Below are 18,631 nucleotides of genomic sequence, written 5' to 3' on the forward strand. Positions count from 1 at the left end.
GCCATCCCCTCACCGCGAGGACAGCGCCGTCCCACCCTCGGCCGAGAAGCGCCGCTCATCCCCGGTAGACGGGCGCCGCTCCATCCCCGGGGTGGTGACATCGGACGCCGCCGCAGCGCCACATCACGCCGCCCCGAGCCGCGAGTGTTTGACTGGGCAGATGCGGGTTGAACGTTGCCGTGCGAGCGACATCGCCGAGCTCACCGCCTTTCTTCGGGCGGTCGATCTCACGCTGAGCGGACTGGACGCGCCGACGGTTCGCCTGTGGATCGAGCGAGACGAGTCGGGCACGATCGTCGGCAGCACAGGTTACGAACTCAGCGTCGATGGCGCCCACGCGTTGATACGTAGCGTTGCCGTCGGCCCGATGCAGCGTTCGCGGGGGCGCGGCCGTGCTCTGGCCCTTCACGCGTTGAACCGCGCGGCCGAGGAGGGTGCGACCACGGCGTGGCTTTTCAGCCGCCGCTCCGGACCGTTCTGGCAGAGCCTCGGATTCGACCCCGCTGCTCGTGAGGACCTCGCGACCGCCCTGGCGGACACTCATCAGGTCCGGTTGTTCCGGGCGACCGGGCAGCTCGCTCGAGAAGCTGCGTGGTCACGGCCCCTCAGCGGGCCGGAGTCGAGCTGCGACGATCCGCTCTAACAGTTGCGATCACGGGAAGTACCGACGCGCAAACGTGGAGTCGACACGACGTCGTCGGTCACACCGTCGCAAAGGCGGCGGAAGCCAGCGCCTCCGCCGACGGCACCCCGACCACCTCGCCCACCCTCCACTCCCCCCACGCGGGCTGCGCCGCAACCTGCATCGCGACCGCGCGCACGAGTCCCACCACGCGTCCCGTCACGGGCGCGGCGCCGGGGTCGAGCGCCCGGCGAACGGCATCCAGGATCCCCACCAGCCGCTCGTCGTGGCACCGGGCATCGTCCGCACCGATCCACGCGAGCACTTCGGCAATGGTCCAATCGGGGCTGACTGGACCGAGAACGAGGGCTTCGTACGCGATGAGTTGGTTCATTGGACCAGAATCGGGGGCTATGACCCTCGTCGACAGAGCCACTTCCGCCCTGGTGGACCATCGCACGGCCACGGTGTCGGCGGAGCGCCTGGCCGAGCGTCTGGGCAGATGGGCCAGCGCCGACACCACGCTCGCCGCCGGACTCGCCGACGGCATCGCGCGCCTCGTCCGCGAGGGCGAACTGCGCGGCGGCGACCGCCTGCCCTCGGAACGCACCCTCGCCGCAACCGTCGCCGTCTCGCGCGGAACGGTCGTCAGCGCATACGCACGCCTGTACGACGACGGCATCCTGGATCGACGCCAGGGAAGCGGAACACGCATCGCCGGCGCCGCCCCGACCGCCGCGCGCCATGCCGCCGGGCGGGGAGAGGCGTTGTACGCCACCCTCCCCTCCAGCATCGACCTGCTGCGGGCCGTGCCCGCGATCTCGCCGCTGGCCGTCGACATCGTGCAACGGCACCGTCCCGTGCTGAACGCCCGCACCGCCGAGGCCGACCCCGCCGCTCTCGCGGACCTCCGCACGGCCATCGCGGCCGCGATGGCGGCCGACGGCACCCCGACGACTTCGGCCCAGATCCTCGTCACGCACGGCGCACAACAGGCGCTCAGCCTGCTCGTCGACGAACTCGTCTCCCCCGGCGACACGGTACTCACCGAGGAGGTGGCCTGGCCCGGACTCACGGATGCCGTGCGGCGGCGCGGCGGCCTCGTGCACGGCATCCGTCTCACCCCCTCCGGCATCGATGTCGAGGCGCTCGAGGCGGCGATCGTGGTGCGCCGGCCCGTACTGATCGCCCTGAACCCGCACAACCACAACCCGACCGGCGTGCAGACCAGTCCTCCGGTGCGTCAGCGCATCGCCGAGCTGTCCGCCGAACACGGGATCACGGTGGTGGAGGATCGCGTGCTCGCCCACGCGTCGTTCGACGGGGTCACCCCGCCCTCGCTCGCGGCCCTCCGACCCGACGCGCCGATCGTCGTCGTCGAGTCGCTGTCGAAGTGGGCCTGGGAGGGTCTGCGGGTGGGCTGGTTGCGTGCCGATCCGGTGCTCGTCCGCCGGCTGCGCGGCCTGCGGCAGAGCAGCGATCTGTCGACAAGCGTGCCCGCGCAGTTGCTCGCGCTCGACCTGCTCGCCGAGGCGCCGGCGCTCCGGCGGGATCTCGCCACGGTGCATCGCGAGGCGGCCGTCGCCGCGGGGAGGCTGCTCTCGGCGCACCTGCCCGACTGGGAATGGCGACCGCCGCGCGGCGGGCTGTGCCTGTGGGCGCGCCTTCCCTCGGGCTCGGCGGGGGCGTTCGGGCGGCACGCGGCGGGCTTCGGGGTGTCGGTCGCGGGCTCCGCCCAGTTCGCCTCCGACATGGATGCCGATGATCACATCCGGATCCCGATCACCCCGGCGCCGCAGGTGCTCGAGGCCGGGATGCAGCGGCTGGGCCGGGCCTGGGCGAGCTACGTCGGGCGGGACGGAGGCCCACTATTATGAAGCGGTGACTTCAGATCTCCCGGAGCGGCGCGTCGTCCCCACCTCCGACATGCTCGCGGCCCTCGCCGTGCCGTCTCGCCTCGCGATCCTCTCCCACCTGCTCTCGGTCGGCGCGCAGACGGCCACGCAATGCGCGAACGCCGTCGGGCTCACGGCATCCAACTGCTCGTGGCACCTGCGGGAGCTGGCGAAGTTCGGGCTCGTCGAGCGATCCGCCGCCGACGCCGGCGACGCACGCAAGCGTCCGTGGCGGGCGACGATCACCGGGATCGACCTCGACGCCGGCGGGGGCCCCGGCGACGATCTCGCGCGAGCCGCCGTGCGCTCGGCGTGGTTCGCCGACACCGACGCCCGCTTCGCCGACTTCCTGCGGCACGAGAGCACGCTCCCTACCGCCTGGCGCGAGGCGGCCGTCATCAGCGACTACGCCGTGCTGGTCACCGCCGACGAGCTCGCGGCGATCGGCACCCGTATCGACGAGATCATCCGCCCCTACATCCGCGCGACCCGGGCTGAGACGCCCGAGGGCGGCGCGGTCGCGTCGGTCTCGATCCGCGGCGTCGTGGATCCCCGATTCATCGACGGCGCGACATGACGGCCGGGACCTGGCGCTATCCCGGCGTGGTCCGTCTCGTCTCGGGAGGAGCCGTCGCCGAGACGGCCGACTGGATGCTGCTGGTCGCGCTCCCTCTGTTCGTGCTCGGCGTCACGGGATCTCCCCTCATCACCTCGATCGTGTTCGTGCTGCAGGCGCTGCTCTCCGTCGCCGCCGCTCCCCTGGCGGGCCTGCTCATCGATCGCGCCGACCCCTGGCATCTCATGGGCGGCACGGCCGCCGTGCAGGTCGTCGCGGTCCTGCCCCTGATCTTCGTCGACTCCGTCGCCGACCTGTGGATCGTCTACCTCGTCGCGATCGTGCAGTCCGTTCTCGGCGCGATCATCGAGCCGGCCCGCCCGAGCGTGGCCGCGGCCCTCGTGCCGCCCGCACACGTCGCCCCGGTGAATCAACTTCTCGGCGTCGGATCGGGCCTCGCTCGTCTCGTCGGCGCCCCCATCGGCGGGCTGGTGCTCGGTCTCGGTGGCGTGAACGCGCTGGTCGTGGCGACCGCCGGGGCCTATGCCGTGGCATCCGCGGTGCTCTTCATCCGCGCGACGAAGCGACGTGATGCCGCGTCTCCCCCGCCCGCCGACCTCGCGCCCCCGCAGACGATGGAGAGGGATGCCACCGGCGCGCCGCCGCGCACCACGTTCTTCGCCGAACTCGGATCGGGTCTGGCCATCGTCGCCGCCGACAGCGTCCTCCGCAGACTGATGGTGGTGGCGATGCTCATGTCGCTCGCGCAGGGGCTCTTCACGATCCTTTTCGTGCTCTTCGTACAGCGCTCGCTCGGTGGCGGCGACACCGAGGTGGGCATCCTCCGCGGCATCCAGGCCGTGGGGGCGCTGATCGCCGGACTGGGCCTGATGGGCGTCGTCGGACGCGTCGCGCCGTGGCGGCTGGCCGCGGCGTCCATCCTCGGATTCGGGGTGTTGACGCTCGCGATCTGGAACCTCCCCGCCGTGACGACGTGGTTTCCGGTGTACGTCGTGCTGTTCGCGCTGGTCGGCGCGCCGGGGCTGGTCGCGATGACGGCGATGCTCACGATCGTCGACCGCGAGACGCCCGCGAGCCATCGCGGACGGGTGACGAGCCTGCTCTTCGCGGCGCTGACGGCACTGCAGGCGGTGGGCACGCTGCTCGGGGGGTTCGTGGGGTCGGGGCCGGCGTTCGCGGCCTCCCTGCAGGTGCAGGGGGCGCTCTACGTGGTGGCGGGGCTCCTCGCGCTGACGATGACGCGTCGAGGTTCCCGCTGAGCCTCGGGAATGTCCGCCGGCCTCTCTACGCTGAGGTCAGGGGCACGGCGAAAGGCGGGACGCATGCAGGGACTCGAGATCACGGTTCTGTTGGGCCTCGCCATGCTCGTGGGCACGGTGCTGGCGCCGCGGCTGCGGGTGGCGACGCCGCTGGTGCTGCTCGTCATCGGCCTCGCCCTCGGGTTCATCCCCGAGCTGCGACAGATCGAGCTTCCTCCCGAGACGGTGCTGCTGCTGTTCCTCCCGGTCATGTTGTTCCGCGAGGCGTGGACGACGTCGCTGCGCTCGGTGCGCCGATCCCTTCGCTACATCATTCCGATGAGCACCCTGCTGGTCGTGGCATCCGCCTTCGCCGTCGCCGGCGTCGCCACCTGGATGGGGGTGCCGTGGGAAGCCGCTCTGGTGCTGGGCGCCGCCGTCGCCCCGCCCGACGCGACCGCCGTCGCCGCCCTCGGCCGACTGCTCCCGGCCAAGACCTTCATGAAGCTGAAGGCCGAGAGCCTCACCAACGACGGCACGGCTCTGGTGCTCTACGCCATCGCCGTGGCGCTGCTGCTGGGCGACCAGATCACGCCGCTGCAGATCACGGGCATGGTGCTGCTGTCGTACCTCGGGGGCGCTGCCGCCGGCATCGCCGTCGCCGTTCTGGCCTTCTTCGCGCTGCGCCGCATGCAGTCCACGCTCACCATCAACCTCACCCTGGTGCTCGTGCCGTTCCTGGCGTTCCTCATCGCCGAGATCATCGAGGCGTCGGGGGTGCTCGCCGTCGTCTTCGCCGGTCTCATCGTCGCGTGGGTGTCGCCGCGTATCACGACCGCGATCTCCCGCCGGGCAGCGGATGCCACGTGGCCGTTCGGCGTCTACCTGCTCAACGGCGCGCTCTTCGTGCTGATCGGGCTGGAGGTGCAGCTCGTGCTGCACGAGATCTCACCGTCCGAGATCGGCATCCTGCTCCTCATCACGGTGGCGGCGTGGGTCGCATTGTTCGTCGTGCGCTACCTCTTCCAGTGGCTGTTCTCCCCGTTCTCGCGCCCAGCGGCGTCGGCGTCGCGCTCGCTCCGGCACCGCTCCCGGGTGGTGAGCACGGTCTCGGGCTTCCGCGGTGCCGTGTCGCTCGCCATCGCGCTCTCGGTGCCGACCGTGACGGCCGCCGGCGATCCCGTGCCGGGCAGGGATGCCATCGTCTTCGTCACCGCGGGCGTCATCGTCCTGACCTTGCTGGTGCAGGGACCGCTGCTGCCCGTCGTGATCCGTTGGGCGAAACTGCCGAGCGATGACGCGGCCATCGAAGAGTACGAGCTCGCCGAACGCGCCATCTCGGGTGCCGCGCTGGCCGCACTCGACGAGCTGGCCGTCGAGCACGGGGTGAGCGACCGGGTGCGCGACCGCGCGCGCCGCGAGGGCTACGAGCGACTCGAACTGGCGAATGCGAGGGCCGTCGCCCGCCAACGCGCGGCGGAGGAACGCGACCTCGCCGAGCTCGATGCGTCGCTCGGCGACGATGCGCCCTCGGCCACGGGACCGATCCCGCCGGGCGCCTCCGATGAAGACGACGATCGTGCACCGTCGCCGCGCGTCGTCTCGCGACCGCTCTCCGACGCGGGTGGAACCACGGACTCCTCGGCCGGTGCAGACGCGGGAGCGGGGACGGCGAGGCAGATGACGGGGCCCTTCGAGATGCTCGCCGTCAGCGACGACATAGACGTCACCCAGCGCTCCCCGCTCCTGCGCCACAAAGAGGCGCAACGGTTGCGTCTGGCGGTTCTCGACCGCAAACGCGAGGTGCTGCTGCGTCTGCGCCGCGAGGGCACCATCGACGACCTCGTCGCGAGGAAGATCCTCGCGGGCCTCGACCTGGAGGAGATCCGCGCCCGCGGCCTCGACAAGACGGTGGAGTGACCCCGGGCGGGGCACCGGTATGACGGCGCGCGGGCGGCCGGGGTGCGCGGCGGCGCCGTGGCGACGCGTGTGCCCGCCACCAGGCCCCGCTCGTCGCGGGTGCGCCCGGCCGTCAGGCCCGCGATTGCGCGGGCGGCCCGGCCGTCAGGCCCGCTCGTCGCGGATGCGCCCGGCCGTCACGCCCGCGAGTGCGCGGGCGCGCCCGGCCGTCAGGCCCGCGAGTGCGCTGACGCGCGCTGTACCTGGTCGGTGGTCGGGGTGACGCCGGTGTACCGCGCGAACTGGCCGGCGGCCTGCAGGGCGATCACTTCGGCTCCCGTGATCACCGCTTTACCCGCCGTGCGCGCGGCGCGGATGAGCGGCGTCTCGGCCGGGAAGGCCACGACGTCGAACACCGTCTCGGCCGCCGCGATGTGCTCCGGCGTGAAGGCGAGCGCGTCGGCATCCGGTCCGTCCATCCCGAGCGGCGTGACGTTCACGATGATGCGTGCGCCGGGTTCCGGGTCGTCGGCGACCCAGCTCGCCCCGTACGCCTCGGCGAGCGCCGTGCCCGCCGCGCCGTTTCGTGCCACCACCGTCAGGTCGGTGAACCCCGCGCCGTGGAAGGCGGCGACGACGGCCTTGGCCATTCCCCCCGAGCCGCGCACGAGGACGGATGACGCGGGGTCGAGCCGGTGGCTCTCGATCAGGCTCGCGATGGCCTCGTAGTCGGTATTCGAGGCGGTGAGCACTCCGTCGTCGTTGACGATCGTGTTGATCGAGCCGATCGCCGCCGCCGATGGCTCGATGCGGTCGACGAGAGGGATCACCGCCTCTTTGAACGGCATCGACACGGAACAGCCCCGGATGCCGAGGGCCCGCACGCCACCGATCGCCGCCGCGATGTCGGTGGTGGTGAACGCTTTGTAGACGAAGTCGATGCCGAGCTCCGCGTACAGGAAGTTGTGGAAGCGCGTACCGATGTTCGACGGGCGACCCGACAGCGAGATGCAGAGGGCGGTGTCTTTGCTGAGCTCGGGCATGGGTCTCATCTCGTCGCGCGGGCGGACCTCTCATGCTACGGCGGGGGCAGGGCTGAACGGGATGCCGCAGACGCGGTGCCACGTCGTGGATTGCACGCGCCCCGCTCGCGCGCGCTGCCGCGGGGCCTCCCGGCACGACGAAGGGCCGGAGCCTTGCGGCATCCGACCCTGTCGTGGTGAACCTCGCACGGAGGTTCGGGGCGATTACGCTCCCCCGTTGATCACCGAAAGGTACGACCCGAAGGGACGCTCGGTCTCGATGGCGGAGAAATCGTCGGCGATGCCCTCGTGAGGCGCATTCTCGTTCTTCATTCACCGAGTGTCGCGCAGGGACCGTCGGAGGGCAGGGCTCTTGACACTGCCTAATATCTCGCCTAGCTAACTACTTGGGTCTCTAGGGTTTCGATGCGCTGCTCGAGGTATGCGATGTAGTCCGCCATGTACGACAGCTTCGCCTCGAGTCGGTCCAGCCGAGGACTGATGTGGCCCTGATTGAAGCTGAAGGGCACCTTGAGCGGGTTGTCGGCGTCGATCTTCGCGATCACGGCACGCAGCCGGTTCACGTCTCCGGGCTCGTTGGTCATGCTCGCCAGCGTACGCTCGCGGCTCATTCGGCCGCAGGTGTTGACGGAGCGAGCATGATGATCCCCGCTCCCACGAGGGCGACCGCCGACCCGATGTAATCCCACATCGTGGGACGGAAGCCGTCGACCACGATCCCCCACGCCAGCGACCCCGCGACGAAGACGCCCCCGTACGCGGCGAGTACGCGCCCGAAGTGCGCGTCGGGCTGCAGAGCGGCGATGAACCCGTACGCACCGAGGGCCAGGATGCCGAGCAGCGCCAGCCACCACCCGCGGTTCTCGCGCACCGCCTGCCAGATCAACCACGCGCCGCCGATCTCGGCGACGGCGGCGAGCGCGAACAGGATGACGATGCGGGCCGTGGTCATTCCGCCATTATGCGGCGACGGGGTCTGCCCTCGTCGCGCGCGGTGCGCGGTCCACCGACCCCCGTGACGGGCCGCGGTCAGCTGCGTTACGACAGAACACACGGCGCGTGACGCTTGAGGAAAATTCGGCGGGGACCGACATTTTTTTGGCTAGATTTCGGACCGGAGGTGCTCATGTCCCGACCCCGAACCGTGACACACACCTACACGCTGCAGGGCGGCTGGCAGAAGTCGTCTGAGGGCGCGTTGACCGCCGACCTCGCCGACGCCCTGCGCCGCAGGGGCGTGTCGATGGTGCGCGCTCGGCGCGGACTGTTCGACGTGCGCGAGGTCTCGCTGCTGAACGATCCCCCGCCGCGGTGACCCCTCCTCGATTCCCCGCCCGGATGAGGTGGCGCAACGCAACCGCCGGGCGACTCGGGCTCCGCTCTGACACTCTCGATGAGTGAAAGCTTTCCGATGCCGAGTGTGCGGCAACGACCTGTACTTCGAGAACTCCGTCTGCCTGTCGTGTGGGACGGGCCTCGGCTACTCCCGGGACGAGGCGGACATCGTTCCGGTCGACGGCTACGGACGGTACGTGGATGCCGCGGGGCTCGTCTGGCACGTGTGCCGCAACCTCAACCTGTCGGGGTGCACCTGGCTCGCGCGATTCCCGGGCGGTCAGTGCTCGGCCTGCGATCTGACGCGGGTGCGTCCGAACGATGCGGATGCCAAAGGGCTCTCGCAGTTCCCGGTCGCCGAGCGCGCGAAGCGCTGGCTGCTCGTCGACCTCGACCGGCTCGGCTTCGCCGTGGTCGGGAAGGGCGAGGACCCGACGTACGGCCTCTGCTTCGACCTGCTGTCGAGCGTGGCCGAGAACGTCACGATCGGCCACGCCGACGGGGTGATCACGATGGATCTCGCCGAGAGCGACGACGCCTACCGCGTGCGTGTGCAGGAGCAGCTGGGCGAGCCCTATCGCACCATGCTCGGTCACTTCCGTCACGAAGTCGGTCACTACATGGAGTGGCGCCTGGTCGAGGGCACCGCCCGCATCGGCGAGGCGCGGCGCCTGTTCGGCGATGAGACCGCCGACTACCAGGCCGAGATCGACCGTCACTACTCTCAGGGGCCGCCGGCGAACTGGTGGGAGCGCTATATCTCCACCTACGCCACCATGCACCCCTACGAGGACTTCGCCGAGACGTGGGCGCACTTCCTGCACATGACCGACACCGTCGAGACAGCCCACATCTACGGTCTGGCGCGCACGGGCGGCATCCAGGACTCCCCCTCCTTCCGCACATTCGTGACGGACACGTGGATACCGCTGTCCACCGCGCTCAACATGGTCAACCGGTCGATGGGCAAGGCAGACCTGTACCCCTTCGTCATCCCGGATCCGGTGCTCGACAAGCTCGACTTCGTCGCGTCGCTCCGGCCGGGGAGCTGACGGCGGGGGTTGGGCTCCGGGGCTGAGGCTCGGGGGCTGAGGCGCGGGGACTGAAACTCCGGGCCTGGGGCTCGGCGCTCGAGCCTCGGGCCTCGGGGACGGAGCGGAGGCTCGAAGCGCGGCGCCCGGGGCCAGGCGCTCGAATCTCGCCGCAGGAGACCCCAGACGCTCGGCCCCGGTAGTCTCGCGCCGTGCGCATCGTCGTTTCGGGGACCCACGCCAGCGGGAAGAGCACCCTCATCTCGGACTTCGCCCTCCGGCATCCGGGGTTCACCGTCCTCCCGGATCCGTTCGAGTTGCTCGACGACGCCTCGGACTCGCCCTCGGCGGCGATGTTCACCGCGCAGCTTCGACTGTCGGCCGACCGGCTGGCGGAGGAGACCGCGACGAACGTCATCGCCGAACGCGGACCCCTCGACTTCCTCGCCTACCTCCTCGCTCTCGCCGAGCTGTCGGGCCGCCCCCTCGACGACGGGATCCGCGAGCAGGTCATCGCACTCGTCGTCGCGGCGATGCGGACCGTCGACGTGCTGGTCGTCCTCCCGCTCACCGCGCGGGATGCCATCCACGTCTCCGACGACGAGCACCTGGAGCTGCGCGAGACGATGAACGACGTGCTGCTCGACCTCATCGACGACCCCGACCTGGTCGGCGGGCATCTGCTCGTCCGCGAGATCACGGGAACGCCCGAGGAGCGGGTGGCGGCGGTCGAAGCGCTGCTGCGCTGATCCGGCGCGCTGGCGTTTCAATCACGGCGGTGCGCACGGCACCCGCGGTGGCTGCGTCCGTCGAGCACCCTTTCACACAGGGCCGCCGAGCCCGTCGACACATCGCGCGACGGCACTCCGGTGCTATGAACGCGTCAGGGCAGGATGCTGTCGACGTATCCCCCGTCGACGCGCAATGCGCCACCGGTGGTGGCCGAAGCCAGCGGCGACGCCAGGTAGGCCACCATGTTGGCGATCTCCTCCGGCTCGATGAGGCGGCGGATGAGCGACTGCGGTCGCGCGGTCTTCATGAACTCTCGCTGTGCTTCCTCCCACGGCAGCTCGCGATCGACGAGCTCATAGACGAAGTCCTCGACGCCCTCCGTGTGCGTCGGGCCGGCGACCACCGAGTTGACGGTGACACCGGTTCCGGCCGCCGCCTTCGCGAATCCGCGGGAGACCGCCAGCAGCGCGCTCTTGGATGCGCCGTAGTGGATCATCTCCTCGGGGATGACGACGGCGGAGTCGCTCGCGATGTTGAGCACCCGCCCCCATCCGCGCTCCATCATGCCCGGCAACGTCAGGCGGATGAGGCGGGCGGCGGAGACGACGTTGGTGTCAAGGAAGCGATGCCACTCCGCGTCGTCGATGTCGAGCGCGGGGGTGGAACCGAAGATCCCGAGGTTGTTGACGAGCACGTCTATGCGCCCGACCTCCCGCACGAGCTGCTCGGCGCCCTCGGCGGTGGTGACGTCGGCGGCCACCCCTCGAACCCCCTCCCCGAGGTTCGACACGGCCTGCTCGACGCGCTGGACCGTGCGACCGTTGACGACGACGTCGGCCCCGGCCGCGTTCAGACTCCGCGCGATCGCCAGGCCGATCCCCTGCGTGGACCCGGTGACCACGGCGGTCTTGCCCGCCAGGTCGATGCTGATGGTCCTGCTCATCGTGTGCCCCTTCCGTGTGCTCACGACCGACGCTACTCTCGGTCCCGAACGGACGGAGGGGGATGACACCCCTCGTCTGCGAACAGGTGTTCGCCTACGCTCGCGGCATGAGGAAGATCGGTGGCATGGCGGCCGCGGTCCTGGCGGTCGGGATGCTCTCGGGGTGCGGCGCACTCCCCGTCCCGCCGTCGCGATCGGCCTCGGCGGCGCCGACACAGACGAGCTCGGTGACCGAAGACGTCCTCGCACAGGAATCCGCCTACTTCCGCGCCCTGCGCCAGCAATTGCCGCAGACCGATCTGTCCAACCCGGGCCTGTGGATCGACCTCGGCCAGGCGGTGTGCAAGGCGTTCGACGAGGGCCTCACTCCGAAAGAGGTCTTCGACTCGATCAAGGGCGGCGCGATCTCGGAGCCGGAGGCCAGCGCGGTCGTCGTGCTCTCCGGCATCCATCTCTGTCCGGAGTACGCGCCCGCGCCGTGAGCGCGCGCTGACGCGTGATGCCACCGTGCACGACATGCAATCGGAGCGTCTCCGGCTTCGGCCCTGGGCCGAAGAGGATGCGGCCTTCCACCGCCGGCTGTGGGAGGAGCGCGACCCGCGGGTCCCCGCCCGGCGGCGGATCAGCGCCGACGGTCACCCCACCCTGGCCGACATGCAGCAGTGGCTGCGCACGTACCGACCGGAGCCCGCGCCGGGTCTGTGCGTCGTGGAGCTTCGGGAATCCCGCATCCCCGTCGGATACTGCGGTCTCGTTGCGAACAGCGTCGGCACGCCCGAGGAGCCGGAACTGGCTTTCGAGTTCCTCCGCGCGTTCTGGGGTCGCGGCTACGCGACGGAGTCGTCGCGGCTGATCGTCGACCGGGCGGCTTCTCTCGGCTACGACCGCCTGGCTTCGACCGTGCGCGCCTGGAATGCCGCGTCGTTCCACGTGCTGGACAAACTCGGGTTCGTCGACACCGGGGAGCGGGAACGGGATGACGTTCACGGGGACTCGGTGCTCATGCGATTGGCGCTGAGGTGACGACGGACGGGTGGTTCCGTCTCTCTGCGCGGGGAGCCCGCCGCGCGGAGGTTCGGCAGACGGCGCGGGAGTAGCGTGGGAGGGGTGACGGAACCGCAGTGGCATCCCTCGGACGACGGCATCAACTTCCACACCCGCAAGTGGGTGAAGCCGGAAGACCTGAATGCGAACGGCACGCTGTTCGGCGGCAGCCTGCTGCGCTGGATCGACGAGGAAGCCGCGATCTACGCGATCATCCAGCTCGGCAATTACCGCGTGGTGACCAAGCTGATCTCCGAGATCAACTTCGAGGCATCCGCCCTGCAGGGCGACCTGATCGAGATGGGCCTGACCGCGACGAACTTCGGTCGCACGTCGCTCACGATGCGCGCCGTCGTGCGCAACATGATCACGCGCAAACGGATCCTCACGATCGAACGGCTGGTGTTCGTCAGCGTCGACGAGGACGGCCGCCCCACGCCCCACGGCTACACCGACATCACCTTCGACCGTGACAGGATGCCGCACGAGCATCCCGCGACCGGGAGCATCTCCCTGGAGTGAGGTCGGCGGTGACACGTCGCCGGTGAGGGATCACGCCGAAGGGCCCGTCGCTCGGGCACCCGCACCGCGCACGGAGAGATGAGGGTCTCATGACGCACACGATTCGAGTCGTGTACTGCACGCAATGCGCCTGGATGCTGCGCGCAGCGTGGATCGCGCAAGAGCTGCTGACGACGTTCCAGACCGAGCTCATGGGCGGCGGAGCGACGCTGGAGCCCGGCACCGGCGGGATCTTCGAGGTGCACGCCGACGGGGAGCGCGTGTGGTCGCGAAAGAGTGACGGCGGCTTCCCCGACATCGTCGAGCTGAAACGCCGCGTGCGTGATCGCATCGCTCCGGAGCGGGAGTTGGGTCATGCGGATCGGGCGGCGCGGAGGCTGGAGTCGTGATTCGACCGTTTCGGAAATCGGCCACGGGAGTCGTATTCATCTCACCGAAATATGACCGGGAATAGGTCCCTATAGCATCGGCCTCATGCCAGGCGCCGGAGCATTTCCCACCCCCGCTCGCAAGGGGTACCCGTTCCTCGATGGCGTGCGAGGACTCGCCGCTCTGGCTGTGGTGATCTACCACACGTTCCTCTTCACCGGCCTGTCGAATCAGTCGGAGGAGCAACTGCCGATCATCTACGTGATCGTCGGATGGGGATATCTGGGCGTACCCGTCTTCATCGTGCTCTCGGGATTCCTGCTGCGCTACTCGTGGCAGGCCGGAGCCAAACGCTACTTCCGCAGCCGCGCGCGCCGCATCCTCCCGCCCTACTACGCGGCCCTGGCCGTGTCACTCGCCCTGATCGCGTACGTCCCTCTGCTGCAGACGGAGGGCGGTACCGATTGGGACAGCAAGATCCCCGTCACGATCCCCTCCGTGATCGCGCACCTGTTCCTGGTGCAGAACTTCTCCGGCGCGTGGGCTGTGAACATCAACGGGCCCATGTGGAGCATCGCCGTCGAATGGCAGATCTACTTCCTTCTCCCGCTCCTGCTGCTCCCCCTCCGGAAGCTCCTGCACCCGCTCGCGCTCGCGGCACTGATGCTCACGGTCACGGTCATACCGCCCGTCGCCATCGGCGCGGGCACGGTGGCGCACCCGTGGCTGATCGGACTGTTCGCCGCCGGCATGGCGGCCGCCGAGTACGCACGCGGCGCCCACTACAAGGCCGTGCACGTCGGCGCAGCCCTCGCCTGGGTCGCGCTCGTGCTCGGCATCACCTCGCTCATCAAGAGCGACGAGGTGTCGGGGCTCTGGTTCTCCGAGACCGTCGCCGGCGTCGTCGCCGCGATCGCCATCGCTCTCATGGCCCGCGCCTACAACGAGAACCGCGCACCTCGAGCGGTACTGCTGCTCGGCGCTAAGCCGCTCGAGTACGCGGGCTTCGTGTCGTACAGCGTGTACCTGCTGCACAGTCCCCTGCTCGCCCTCGGGAACCTCCTGCTGCTCCCCTTGGGGTTGCCCATCCTGGCGCAGTGGGTTGCCATGACGTTCGTGGTCGCACCACTGGCGATCGCCGCCTGCATCGGCTTCTTCTACCTCGCGGAGAAGCCGTTCATCAATGACCGCCAGAAAGCGATCCAGCGGGAACTCCGGGCAGGGTCGCGGACGCCGACGGCTTCGAGCCAGCCGACAGCGACAAGCCGACCTGCCGCGTGAGTTGCGGGCGGGCCCCGTCAGCAGTCCCTGCAGTCGGTCGACGCGCCCCGGCTCACCCCGAGCGGCGACGGCCTGACGACGCGTCTTCACAGCAAACGAAAGAGGCCCGGAACCCTGCATCTCTGCAAGGCCCCGAGCCTCTTCTCGACCTCTTCGGTCGGGATGACAGGATTTGAACCTGCGACCCCTTGACCCCCAGGTGGCAGAAGTAGTGCCCATAGCCCACCTGACCGGGGTTTTTATGTTCCAGGAGCGTGCTCTGCGCGTCACGTTTTGCAGGGTTTGTAGACTGTTGGTCACCTGATTGGTCCACTTCACGCCAGGTCTCTCTCACCCTGCGCGATGGCCTCGCCGCCTTCACCAAGCGCAACAAGGAACTGCGAGGTCGTGAGCACCTCGTACGGGCGCGAGACCCAGTAGCCGGCTGGCGTCAGGTGGCGAGTAACGAAGCGTGTTTGAAGCACGTGAGCGCCGTGGTCCGGCAATGACTCCAGGCCGAGCTTCTTGGCTATGTCTTCAACGTAGGGCTTCAGCTCTGCCTCCTTGCGCGCGAGCTGTGTGGCGTAGCAAGGCTTGACCCTGCCTTTGTTCTCCGAGTCGCTGTAGAAGGTTCGCAGCTGGCGCGCTGTCTCTGCGAAGCCGTAAACGGAGGCGGGGTCTTTCGCCTCGATCAGCCAGATGTTCGGATCGCCGCTACGCCCGCAAACGAGGTCTACTTCTGTCGTCAGCTCCGGGACGCCCAGACGAGCGTGGTCGCCGGGCTTCACGCGCGCGATGGTCTTGAACCCAACTTCTTGAAGCTGCCGCTCAAGTGTTCGCTCGAACGCCTTGTTCCTCCCCGATCGTCTCTCGGCAAGAGCCTTGGACACCTTGTCAGGCACCTCGCCCGTCCAGGGAAGAACGCCCTGCGTCAAGTGATTGTTGTAGACGCTCAGGGTTGTCAGGAGATACTGCGGAGCGATCAGGATGGTGTCATCTGGACGTCTTACAAGCGGTTGGACGAGTAAACGATGTCTGCGGGTTCGTGTTTGCCACGGCTCCCAACTGCTGGATCGCAGTATGTCTGAGGACACCGTGAGCATTTGAAATGCGTTCCGGAGACGCAACCGCTGGTCTTCATCGAGATCACCGGCTGCTTCGAAGACCCAGCCGAGAGCCTCGTCCTCTGAGGCAAATGTGATGCTTCTGCCGTCGTTGAATGAATCCCATTGAGCGAGCGCCATCAAGACTATGAAGAGATCGGACGTGGACGCGCCGAAGGATTCCAGCATCGCTGGGTCAACGGCGTCCTCAAGCCCTCCTGCGCCTGCCTCGTCGTCATCTAGTACCGGACCGAGGCGGATAGTGGCTGCCGCCGTGTTGAGAGACCCTCCTTCCAGCGCCCATGAATCATCGGTCACGTGCTCGTCGTCTTTGAATGTGAGCTCGAATGCAGAACTGATCTCGATGATCGTGGGAGCAACCCGGTGATGCAGCCGCTCGCTCAACGTCGTCATTGTGCGGTACGCATCTGCGGCAGCCAGGAGCGCGCTCCAGCTCTGAGCCGTAACAGGCTGTTGCCCATGAACATCCGGGTTCAGCCTCAATGCGGCTTCGACGATGATCTCGTTGCACTGCCGTAGTTCGAGCGTTTCGCTGGCGAGCTCGGCCATGCGCGCCACTGGATCCCACTCCGTGCTCAGATTCTGGGCGACGCGGGTCAGGTTTCCTTGTTCTTCCTGGAGGTAGTCATAGACACGATTGAGTTGCTCCATCCCCGTGGCGACGATCACATCGGTGTTGTGCAACGCGATTCGATCGTTGAGCTGTTCCAGAGCTGCGGGCGCGAGATGGGTTCTGACTAGCGCATTAGCTTCGATCCCACGGTACTCGCCGGGTTGTATGCCCGTCGCGTGCAAGCGACGGGCGAAGGATGCAGTTGCTGCTGACCCGTCAGATGGGCTCAGCTGCCAGGGCCTCGGCAGATGGTTGAGTTTGGTTCGCGCGGTCTTCGTCTCGAGTATCAGGAATGGTCGACAGGTGAGCCATTCGCGTCCGATCTCTTGTGCAACGCTCTCACCGACGCCGCCGTACACAAGAAGCTGTTCGAGGGCGTTGGCTGTGAGCGCATTGGCTGCGAAGGGCTTGCCGTCGGCCTCCTGCACGAACTCCTCTATGTCGAAACTCCAGAGCGCTAGGCGCGGACCACCTTCCGTTCGAGTCCGCGAAGACGCGAACTCGACTACTTCATCGCCTCGTTCAACCGTCCGAAGCCGGAGCCGGTATCCGGGAGTTCCGAGGTTTTCGTGGGCATGTCGCCATGACTCACCGATTGCGTCGAAGGCGAAGATGAGGCCTCCACAGACGTCAAACAGGAACCGATGGTCCTGGTCGTCGGCCCAGGTTGGGTCGGACCTGACGACTGCGATCGGAGGCGTGATGAGAGGCAGGGACCATCCGATGCGATTGGGGGCATGGTGGGTTCCCCGTCGATAGTCGTATTCGCTCTCGGGACTACGAAACGATACGGACGCGACGTTGCCGGATGAGATTTCGGCCATCTCCGCGTGCCGCAGCGGCGGTAGTCCTGTTCCATGAAGCGCGATTTCTAAGCGCGAGAGAGCGATCGCGCGCTCCCACTCGGCTTCTCCTGCGTGCGCCTCGAAGTACATGTGTGTTGGGCTGATCCCGCCCTTGAAGAAGGTCTTGTCGTTCGTCCTCCATGGTTCCCAGTAGTTGATTGCTTCCCAGCCGAAGCTGGAGGGGAACTCTGGTGAACTCAAGTCGCGGACGAATCGATACAGGTCGTCGTCTGCTGTTGCTGTCTCCGCAATCCAGGTGAGGTCTTCCAGTGCGAGGGTTGCCTGTCCATGCGCCTGCGGAGCCATTAGATGGGATGTGCCGGCGACGATGACAAGCGGTACGACGCTCGCGCCTGGGAGCAACTTGATAGTGCCGCCGCCAGCGACCTGCGCTGAGATCGGACCGTCGGATGGGCCATGGTGCCGGACGCGGTCTGCCAGTGTGACGCACGCTGGAGACGACGGTCCTGTTCTAGGAAGATCTTCTGTGAAGAGGATCGATACCGCGATGAAGTTCGGCCCGTCGACGGGAACGATCCACTGGATTTCGTTCCCTGTCAGTGGAGGTATATCTTCGGGTGCTTTGGGGGGCGCCTCGATCAAGGCGTTCGAGAACCGCCAGAGTGCGCCGCGGATCGCATCGATGCAGGAAGCTCGGAGCGCTCGTCTGGCGTGGTTGTCGCGTTCAAGGCCATCGACAAGTTCCGTGACTGCGTGAGCAAGAACTTCGGGGACATATGTCGGCGGAAGCCATCGATACTGCCGGTCGGGCGTTGCAAGGCGATAACGCAAGGTTCGCCCGAAGGGGCTTGTGGGGCTTTCGTGGTTGTACTTTGCCGAGGCCGCGGGTGCGGTCATCCATTCAAGCGCAAGCAGATCCGCTTGGTCGAGTTGGAGCGATTCGAGCGGGTCAGCGGAAACGAGCCTGCTGGCGGCGTCCAGCTCGTTGACTGGAAGGTCGATTTTGTCGCCGAGTTCGATGTCCGGAGCCGGTTTCCACTCCGGCAGCAGAGTGTTCAGGCAGTAGTCCACGTACCTGAGCGCTACTCGGACAACGTTGGCGATCCCAAACTTGTGCCGCCGCACAAGTCGATCGTCGACCGCGTCGGCAAGTCGCAGAGCCCGGGATAGGTCGGCTATCGGCCTCTCGACCAAACCGGGCACGTAGCGCAGCAGTTCGTCATCGACTCGGACAGTAGCGACATTGGTGGGGTCGGTCGAGATGTAGTCCTCGTGCATGACACCGATGCCCTTGGACTCAGCCGCCGTGTTAACTAACTCCTGTACATCGGGGAGAGGCTCTCTCGAACTCTCGTTGGTATTGGAGCTCGCGCGAAGGCTGGCGGCGAGCGCTACGCCTGTCGATGTGGCGCGGTGCCGCGCGGCCGGGGACGAGGCCACTGCGAACAATGTGGCCCACAGCGGGTCAGGATTGAACTGACCGTAGGCTTGCGCAAGCTTGTCGAGTCTGGGCGCCGAAGGCTTGGTATGAGCGCGCTTCGGTTTTCTCGCCTTGCTGCGGCCCACGTTAGCCCCCAA

General features: G+C 67.9%; 19 protein-coding genes. 13 read left to right on the forward strand and 6 right to left on the reverse strand.

Translation table 11 applies throughout. The annotated features are described in order from the left end of the window. The first annotated feature begins 94 nt into the window (after window positions 1–94). Complete coding sequence (locus ASF76_RS11350) at window positions 95–643, forward strand: GNAT family N-acetyltransferase (protein WP_308220473.1); 549 nt, start codon at window positions 95–97, stop codon at window positions 641–643. 58 nt (window positions 644–701) lie between these two features. On the opposite strand, the gene ASF76_RS17095 is transcribed toward ASF76_RS11350, so the two are convergent. Then, complete coding sequence (locus ASF76_RS17095; protein WP_055957608.1) at window positions 702–1,016, reverse strand: hypothetical protein; 315 nt, start codon at window positions 1,014–1,016, stop codon at window positions 702–704. Between the two features lie 19 nt (window positions 1,017–1,035). Between ASF76_RS17095 and yczR the strand changes: the two genes are divergently transcribed. The 4 genes from yczR to ASF76_RS11375 all read left to right on the forward strand — a co-directional run bounded on the left by yczR (window position 1,036) and on the right by ASF76_RS11375 (window position 6,252). Continuing rightward, window positions 1,036–2,499 (forward strand): aminotransferase-like domain-containing protein, encoded by a 1,464-nt coding sequence (gene yczR / locus ASF76_RS11360; RefSeq protein ID WP_055957612.1) that lies wholly within the window; start codon window positions 1,036–1,038, stop codon window positions 2,497–2,499. A 4-nt stretch (window positions 2,500–2,503) separates the two neighbouring features. Then, window positions 2,504–3,094: an ArsR/SmtB family transcription factor gene (locus ASF76_RS11365; protein ID WP_055957615.1), complete on the forward strand. Its 591-nt coding sequence runs from the start codon at window positions 2,504–2,506 to the stop codon at window positions 3,092–3,094. Beyond that, complete coding sequence (locus ASF76_RS11370) at window positions 3,091–4,353, forward strand: MFS transporter (RefSeq protein ID WP_055957620.1); 1,263 nt, start codon at window positions 3,091–3,093, stop codon at window positions 4,351–4,353. The genes ASF76_RS11365 and ASF76_RS11370 overlap by 4 nt, the downstream gene beginning before the upstream one ends. A gap of 63 nt (window positions 4,354–4,416) precedes the next feature. Continuing rightward, window positions 4,417–6,252 (forward strand): Na+/H+ antiporter, encoded by a 1,836-nt coding sequence (locus tag ASF76_RS11375; protein ID WP_055957623.1) that lies wholly within the window; start codon window positions 4,417–4,419, stop codon window positions 6,250–6,252. A 209-nt stretch (window positions 6,253–6,461) separates the two neighbouring features. Here the strand turns inward: ASF76_RS11375 and ASF76_RS11380 are convergent, their stop codons facing one another. From ASF76_RS11380 to ASF76_RS11390, 3 genes are all read right to left on the reverse strand, one after another. Next, a complete protein-coding gene (locus tag ASF76_RS11380; protein WP_055957626.1) occupies window positions 6,462–7,274 on the reverse strand; it encodes a shikimate 5-dehydrogenase in 813 nt (270 codons plus the stop codon). 374 nt (window positions 7,275–7,648) lie between these two features. Then, the gene (locus ASF76_RS11385) at window positions 7,649–7,858 is read right to left on the reverse strand and encodes a hypothetical protein (protein WP_156459235.1); all 210 of its coding nucleotides are present in this window, start codon (window positions 7,856–7,858) and stop codon (window positions 7,649–7,651) included. A 23-nt stretch (window positions 7,859–7,881) separates the two neighbouring features. Next, window positions 7,882–8,226: a YnfA family protein gene (locus ASF76_RS11390; protein WP_055957633.1), complete on the reverse strand. Its 345-nt coding sequence runs from the start codon at window positions 8,224–8,226 to the stop codon at window positions 7,882–7,884. 174 nt (window positions 8,227–8,400) lie between these two features. Between ASF76_RS11390 and ASF76_RS11395 the strand changes: the two genes are divergently transcribed. The 3 genes from ASF76_RS11395 (at window position 8,401) to ASF76_RS11405 (ending at window position 10,389) form a co-directional block, all read left to right on the forward strand. Next, complete coding sequence (locus ASF76_RS11395; protein ID WP_055957637.1) at window positions 8,401–8,589, forward strand: hypothetical protein; 189 nt, start codon at window positions 8,401–8,403, stop codon at window positions 8,587–8,589. 82 nt (window positions 8,590–8,671) lie between these two features. Continuing rightward, entirely contained in the window at window positions 8,672–9,661 is a 990-nt protein-coding gene (locus ASF76_RS11400) for a zinc-binding metallopeptidase family protein (RefSeq protein ID WP_055957641.1), read from the forward strand. Window positions 9,662–9,852: 191 nt separating this feature from the next. Beyond that, complete coding sequence (locus tag ASF76_RS11405; protein ID WP_055957645.1) at window positions 9,853–10,389, forward strand: AAA family ATPase; 537 nt, start codon at window positions 9,853–9,855, stop codon at window positions 10,387–10,389. Window positions 10,390–10,523: 134 nt separating this feature from the next. Here ASF76_RS11405 and ASF76_RS11410 read toward each other — a convergent pair whose 3' ends face one another. Then, a complete protein-coding gene (locus tag ASF76_RS11410; RefSeq protein WP_055960000.1) occupies window positions 10,524–11,303 on the reverse strand; it encodes an SDR family NAD(P)-dependent oxidoreductase in 780 nt (259 codons plus the stop codon). A gap of 119 nt (window positions 11,304–11,422) precedes the next feature. Between ASF76_RS11410 and ASF76_RS11415 the strand changes: the two genes are divergently transcribed. The 5 genes from ASF76_RS11415 (at window position 11,423) to ASF76_RS11435 (ending at window position 14,531) form a co-directional block, all read left to right on the forward strand. Further along, entirely contained in the window at window positions 11,423–11,797 is a 375-nt protein-coding gene (locus tag ASF76_RS11415) for a DUF732 domain-containing protein (protein WP_162240821.1), read from the forward strand. Window positions 11,798–11,831: 34 nt separating this feature from the next. Further along, window positions 11,832–12,338, forward strand: a complete 507-nt coding sequence (locus tag ASF76_RS11420) for a GNAT family N-acetyltransferase (protein WP_055957652.1) — start codon at window positions 11,832–11,834, stop codon at window positions 12,336–12,338. A gap of 84 nt (window positions 12,339–12,422) precedes the next feature. Further along, a complete protein-coding gene (locus tag ASF76_RS11425; RefSeq protein ID WP_082485024.1) occupies window positions 12,423–12,881 on the forward strand; it encodes an acyl-CoA thioesterase in 459 nt (152 codons plus the stop codon). 89 nt (window positions 12,882–12,970) lie between these two features. Further along, window positions 12,971–13,270: a SelT/SelW/SelH family protein gene (locus tag ASF76_RS11430; RefSeq protein ID WP_055957656.1), complete on the forward strand. Its 300-nt coding sequence runs from the start codon at window positions 12,971–12,973 to the stop codon at window positions 13,268–13,270. Between the two features lie 85 nt (window positions 13,271–13,355). Then, entirely contained in the window at window positions 13,356–14,531 is a 1,176-nt protein-coding gene (locus ASF76_RS11435) for an acyltransferase family protein (RefSeq protein WP_082485025.1), read from the forward strand. A 314-nt stretch (window positions 14,532–14,845) separates the two neighbouring features. Here ASF76_RS11435 and ASF76_RS17100 read toward each other — a convergent pair whose 3' ends face one another. Beyond that, window positions 14,846–18,619, reverse strand: a complete 3,774-nt coding sequence (locus ASF76_RS17100) for a hypothetical protein (RefSeq protein ID WP_156459237.1) — start codon at window positions 18,617–18,619, stop codon at window positions 14,846–14,848. Window positions 18,620–18,631 lie beyond the last annotated feature (12 nt).

Source organism: Microbacterium sp. Leaf151, from assembly GCF_001424225.1.
Classification (GTDB): domain Bacteria; phylum Actinomycetota; class Actinomycetes; order Actinomycetales; family Microbacteriaceae; genus Microbacterium.

Bases quoted from the DNA above. Each gene is read 5' to 3' on its own strand.
- ASF76_RS11390 (WP_055957633.1), bottom strand. From the start codon at position 8,226: ATGACCACGGCCCGCATCGTCATCCTGTTCGCGCTCGCCGCCGTCGCC.
- ASF76_RS11375 (WP_055957623.1), top strand. From the start codon at position 4,417: ATGCAGGGACTCGAGATCACGGTTCTGTTGGGCCTCGCCATGCTCGTG.
- ASF76_RS11380 (WP_055957626.1), bottom strand. From the start codon at position 7,274: ATGCCCGAGCTCAGCAAAGACACCGCCCTCTGCATCTCGCTGTCGGGT.
- ASF76_RS11385 (WP_156459235.1), bottom strand. From the start codon at position 7,858: ATGACCAACGAGCCCGGAGACGTGAACCGGCTGCGTGCCGTGATCGCG.
- ASF76_RS11420 (WP_055957652.1), top strand. From the start codon at position 11,832: ATGCAATCGGAGCGTCTCCGGCTTCGGCCCTGGGCCGAAGAGGATGCG.
- yczR (WP_055957612.1), top strand. From the start codon at position 1,036: ATGACCCTCGTCGACAGAGCCACTTCCGCCCTGGTGGACCATCGCACG.
- ASF76_RS11430 (WP_055957656.1), top strand. From the start codon at position 12,971: ATGACGCACACGATTCGAGTCGTGTACTGCACGCAATGCGCCTGGATG.
- ASF76_RS11395 (WP_055957637.1), top strand. From the start codon at position 8,401: ATGTCCCGACCCCGAACCGTGACACACACCTACACGCTGCAGGGCGGC.
- ASF76_RS11435 (WP_082485025.1), top strand. From the start codon at position 13,356: ATGCCAGGCGCCGGAGCATTTCCCACCCCCGCTCGCAAGGGGTACCCG.
- ASF76_RS11370 (WP_055957620.1), top strand. From the start codon at position 3,091: ATGACGGCCGGGACCTGGCGCTATCCCGGCGTGGTCCGTCTCGTCTCG.
- ASF76_RS17095 (WP_055957608.1), bottom strand. From the start codon at position 1,016: ATGAACCAACTCATCGCGTACGAAGCCCTCGTTCTCGGTCCAGTCAGC.
- ASF76_RS11415 (WP_162240821.1), top strand. From the start codon at position 11,423: ATGAGGAAGATCGGTGGCATGGCGGCCGCGGTCCTGGCGGTCGGGATG.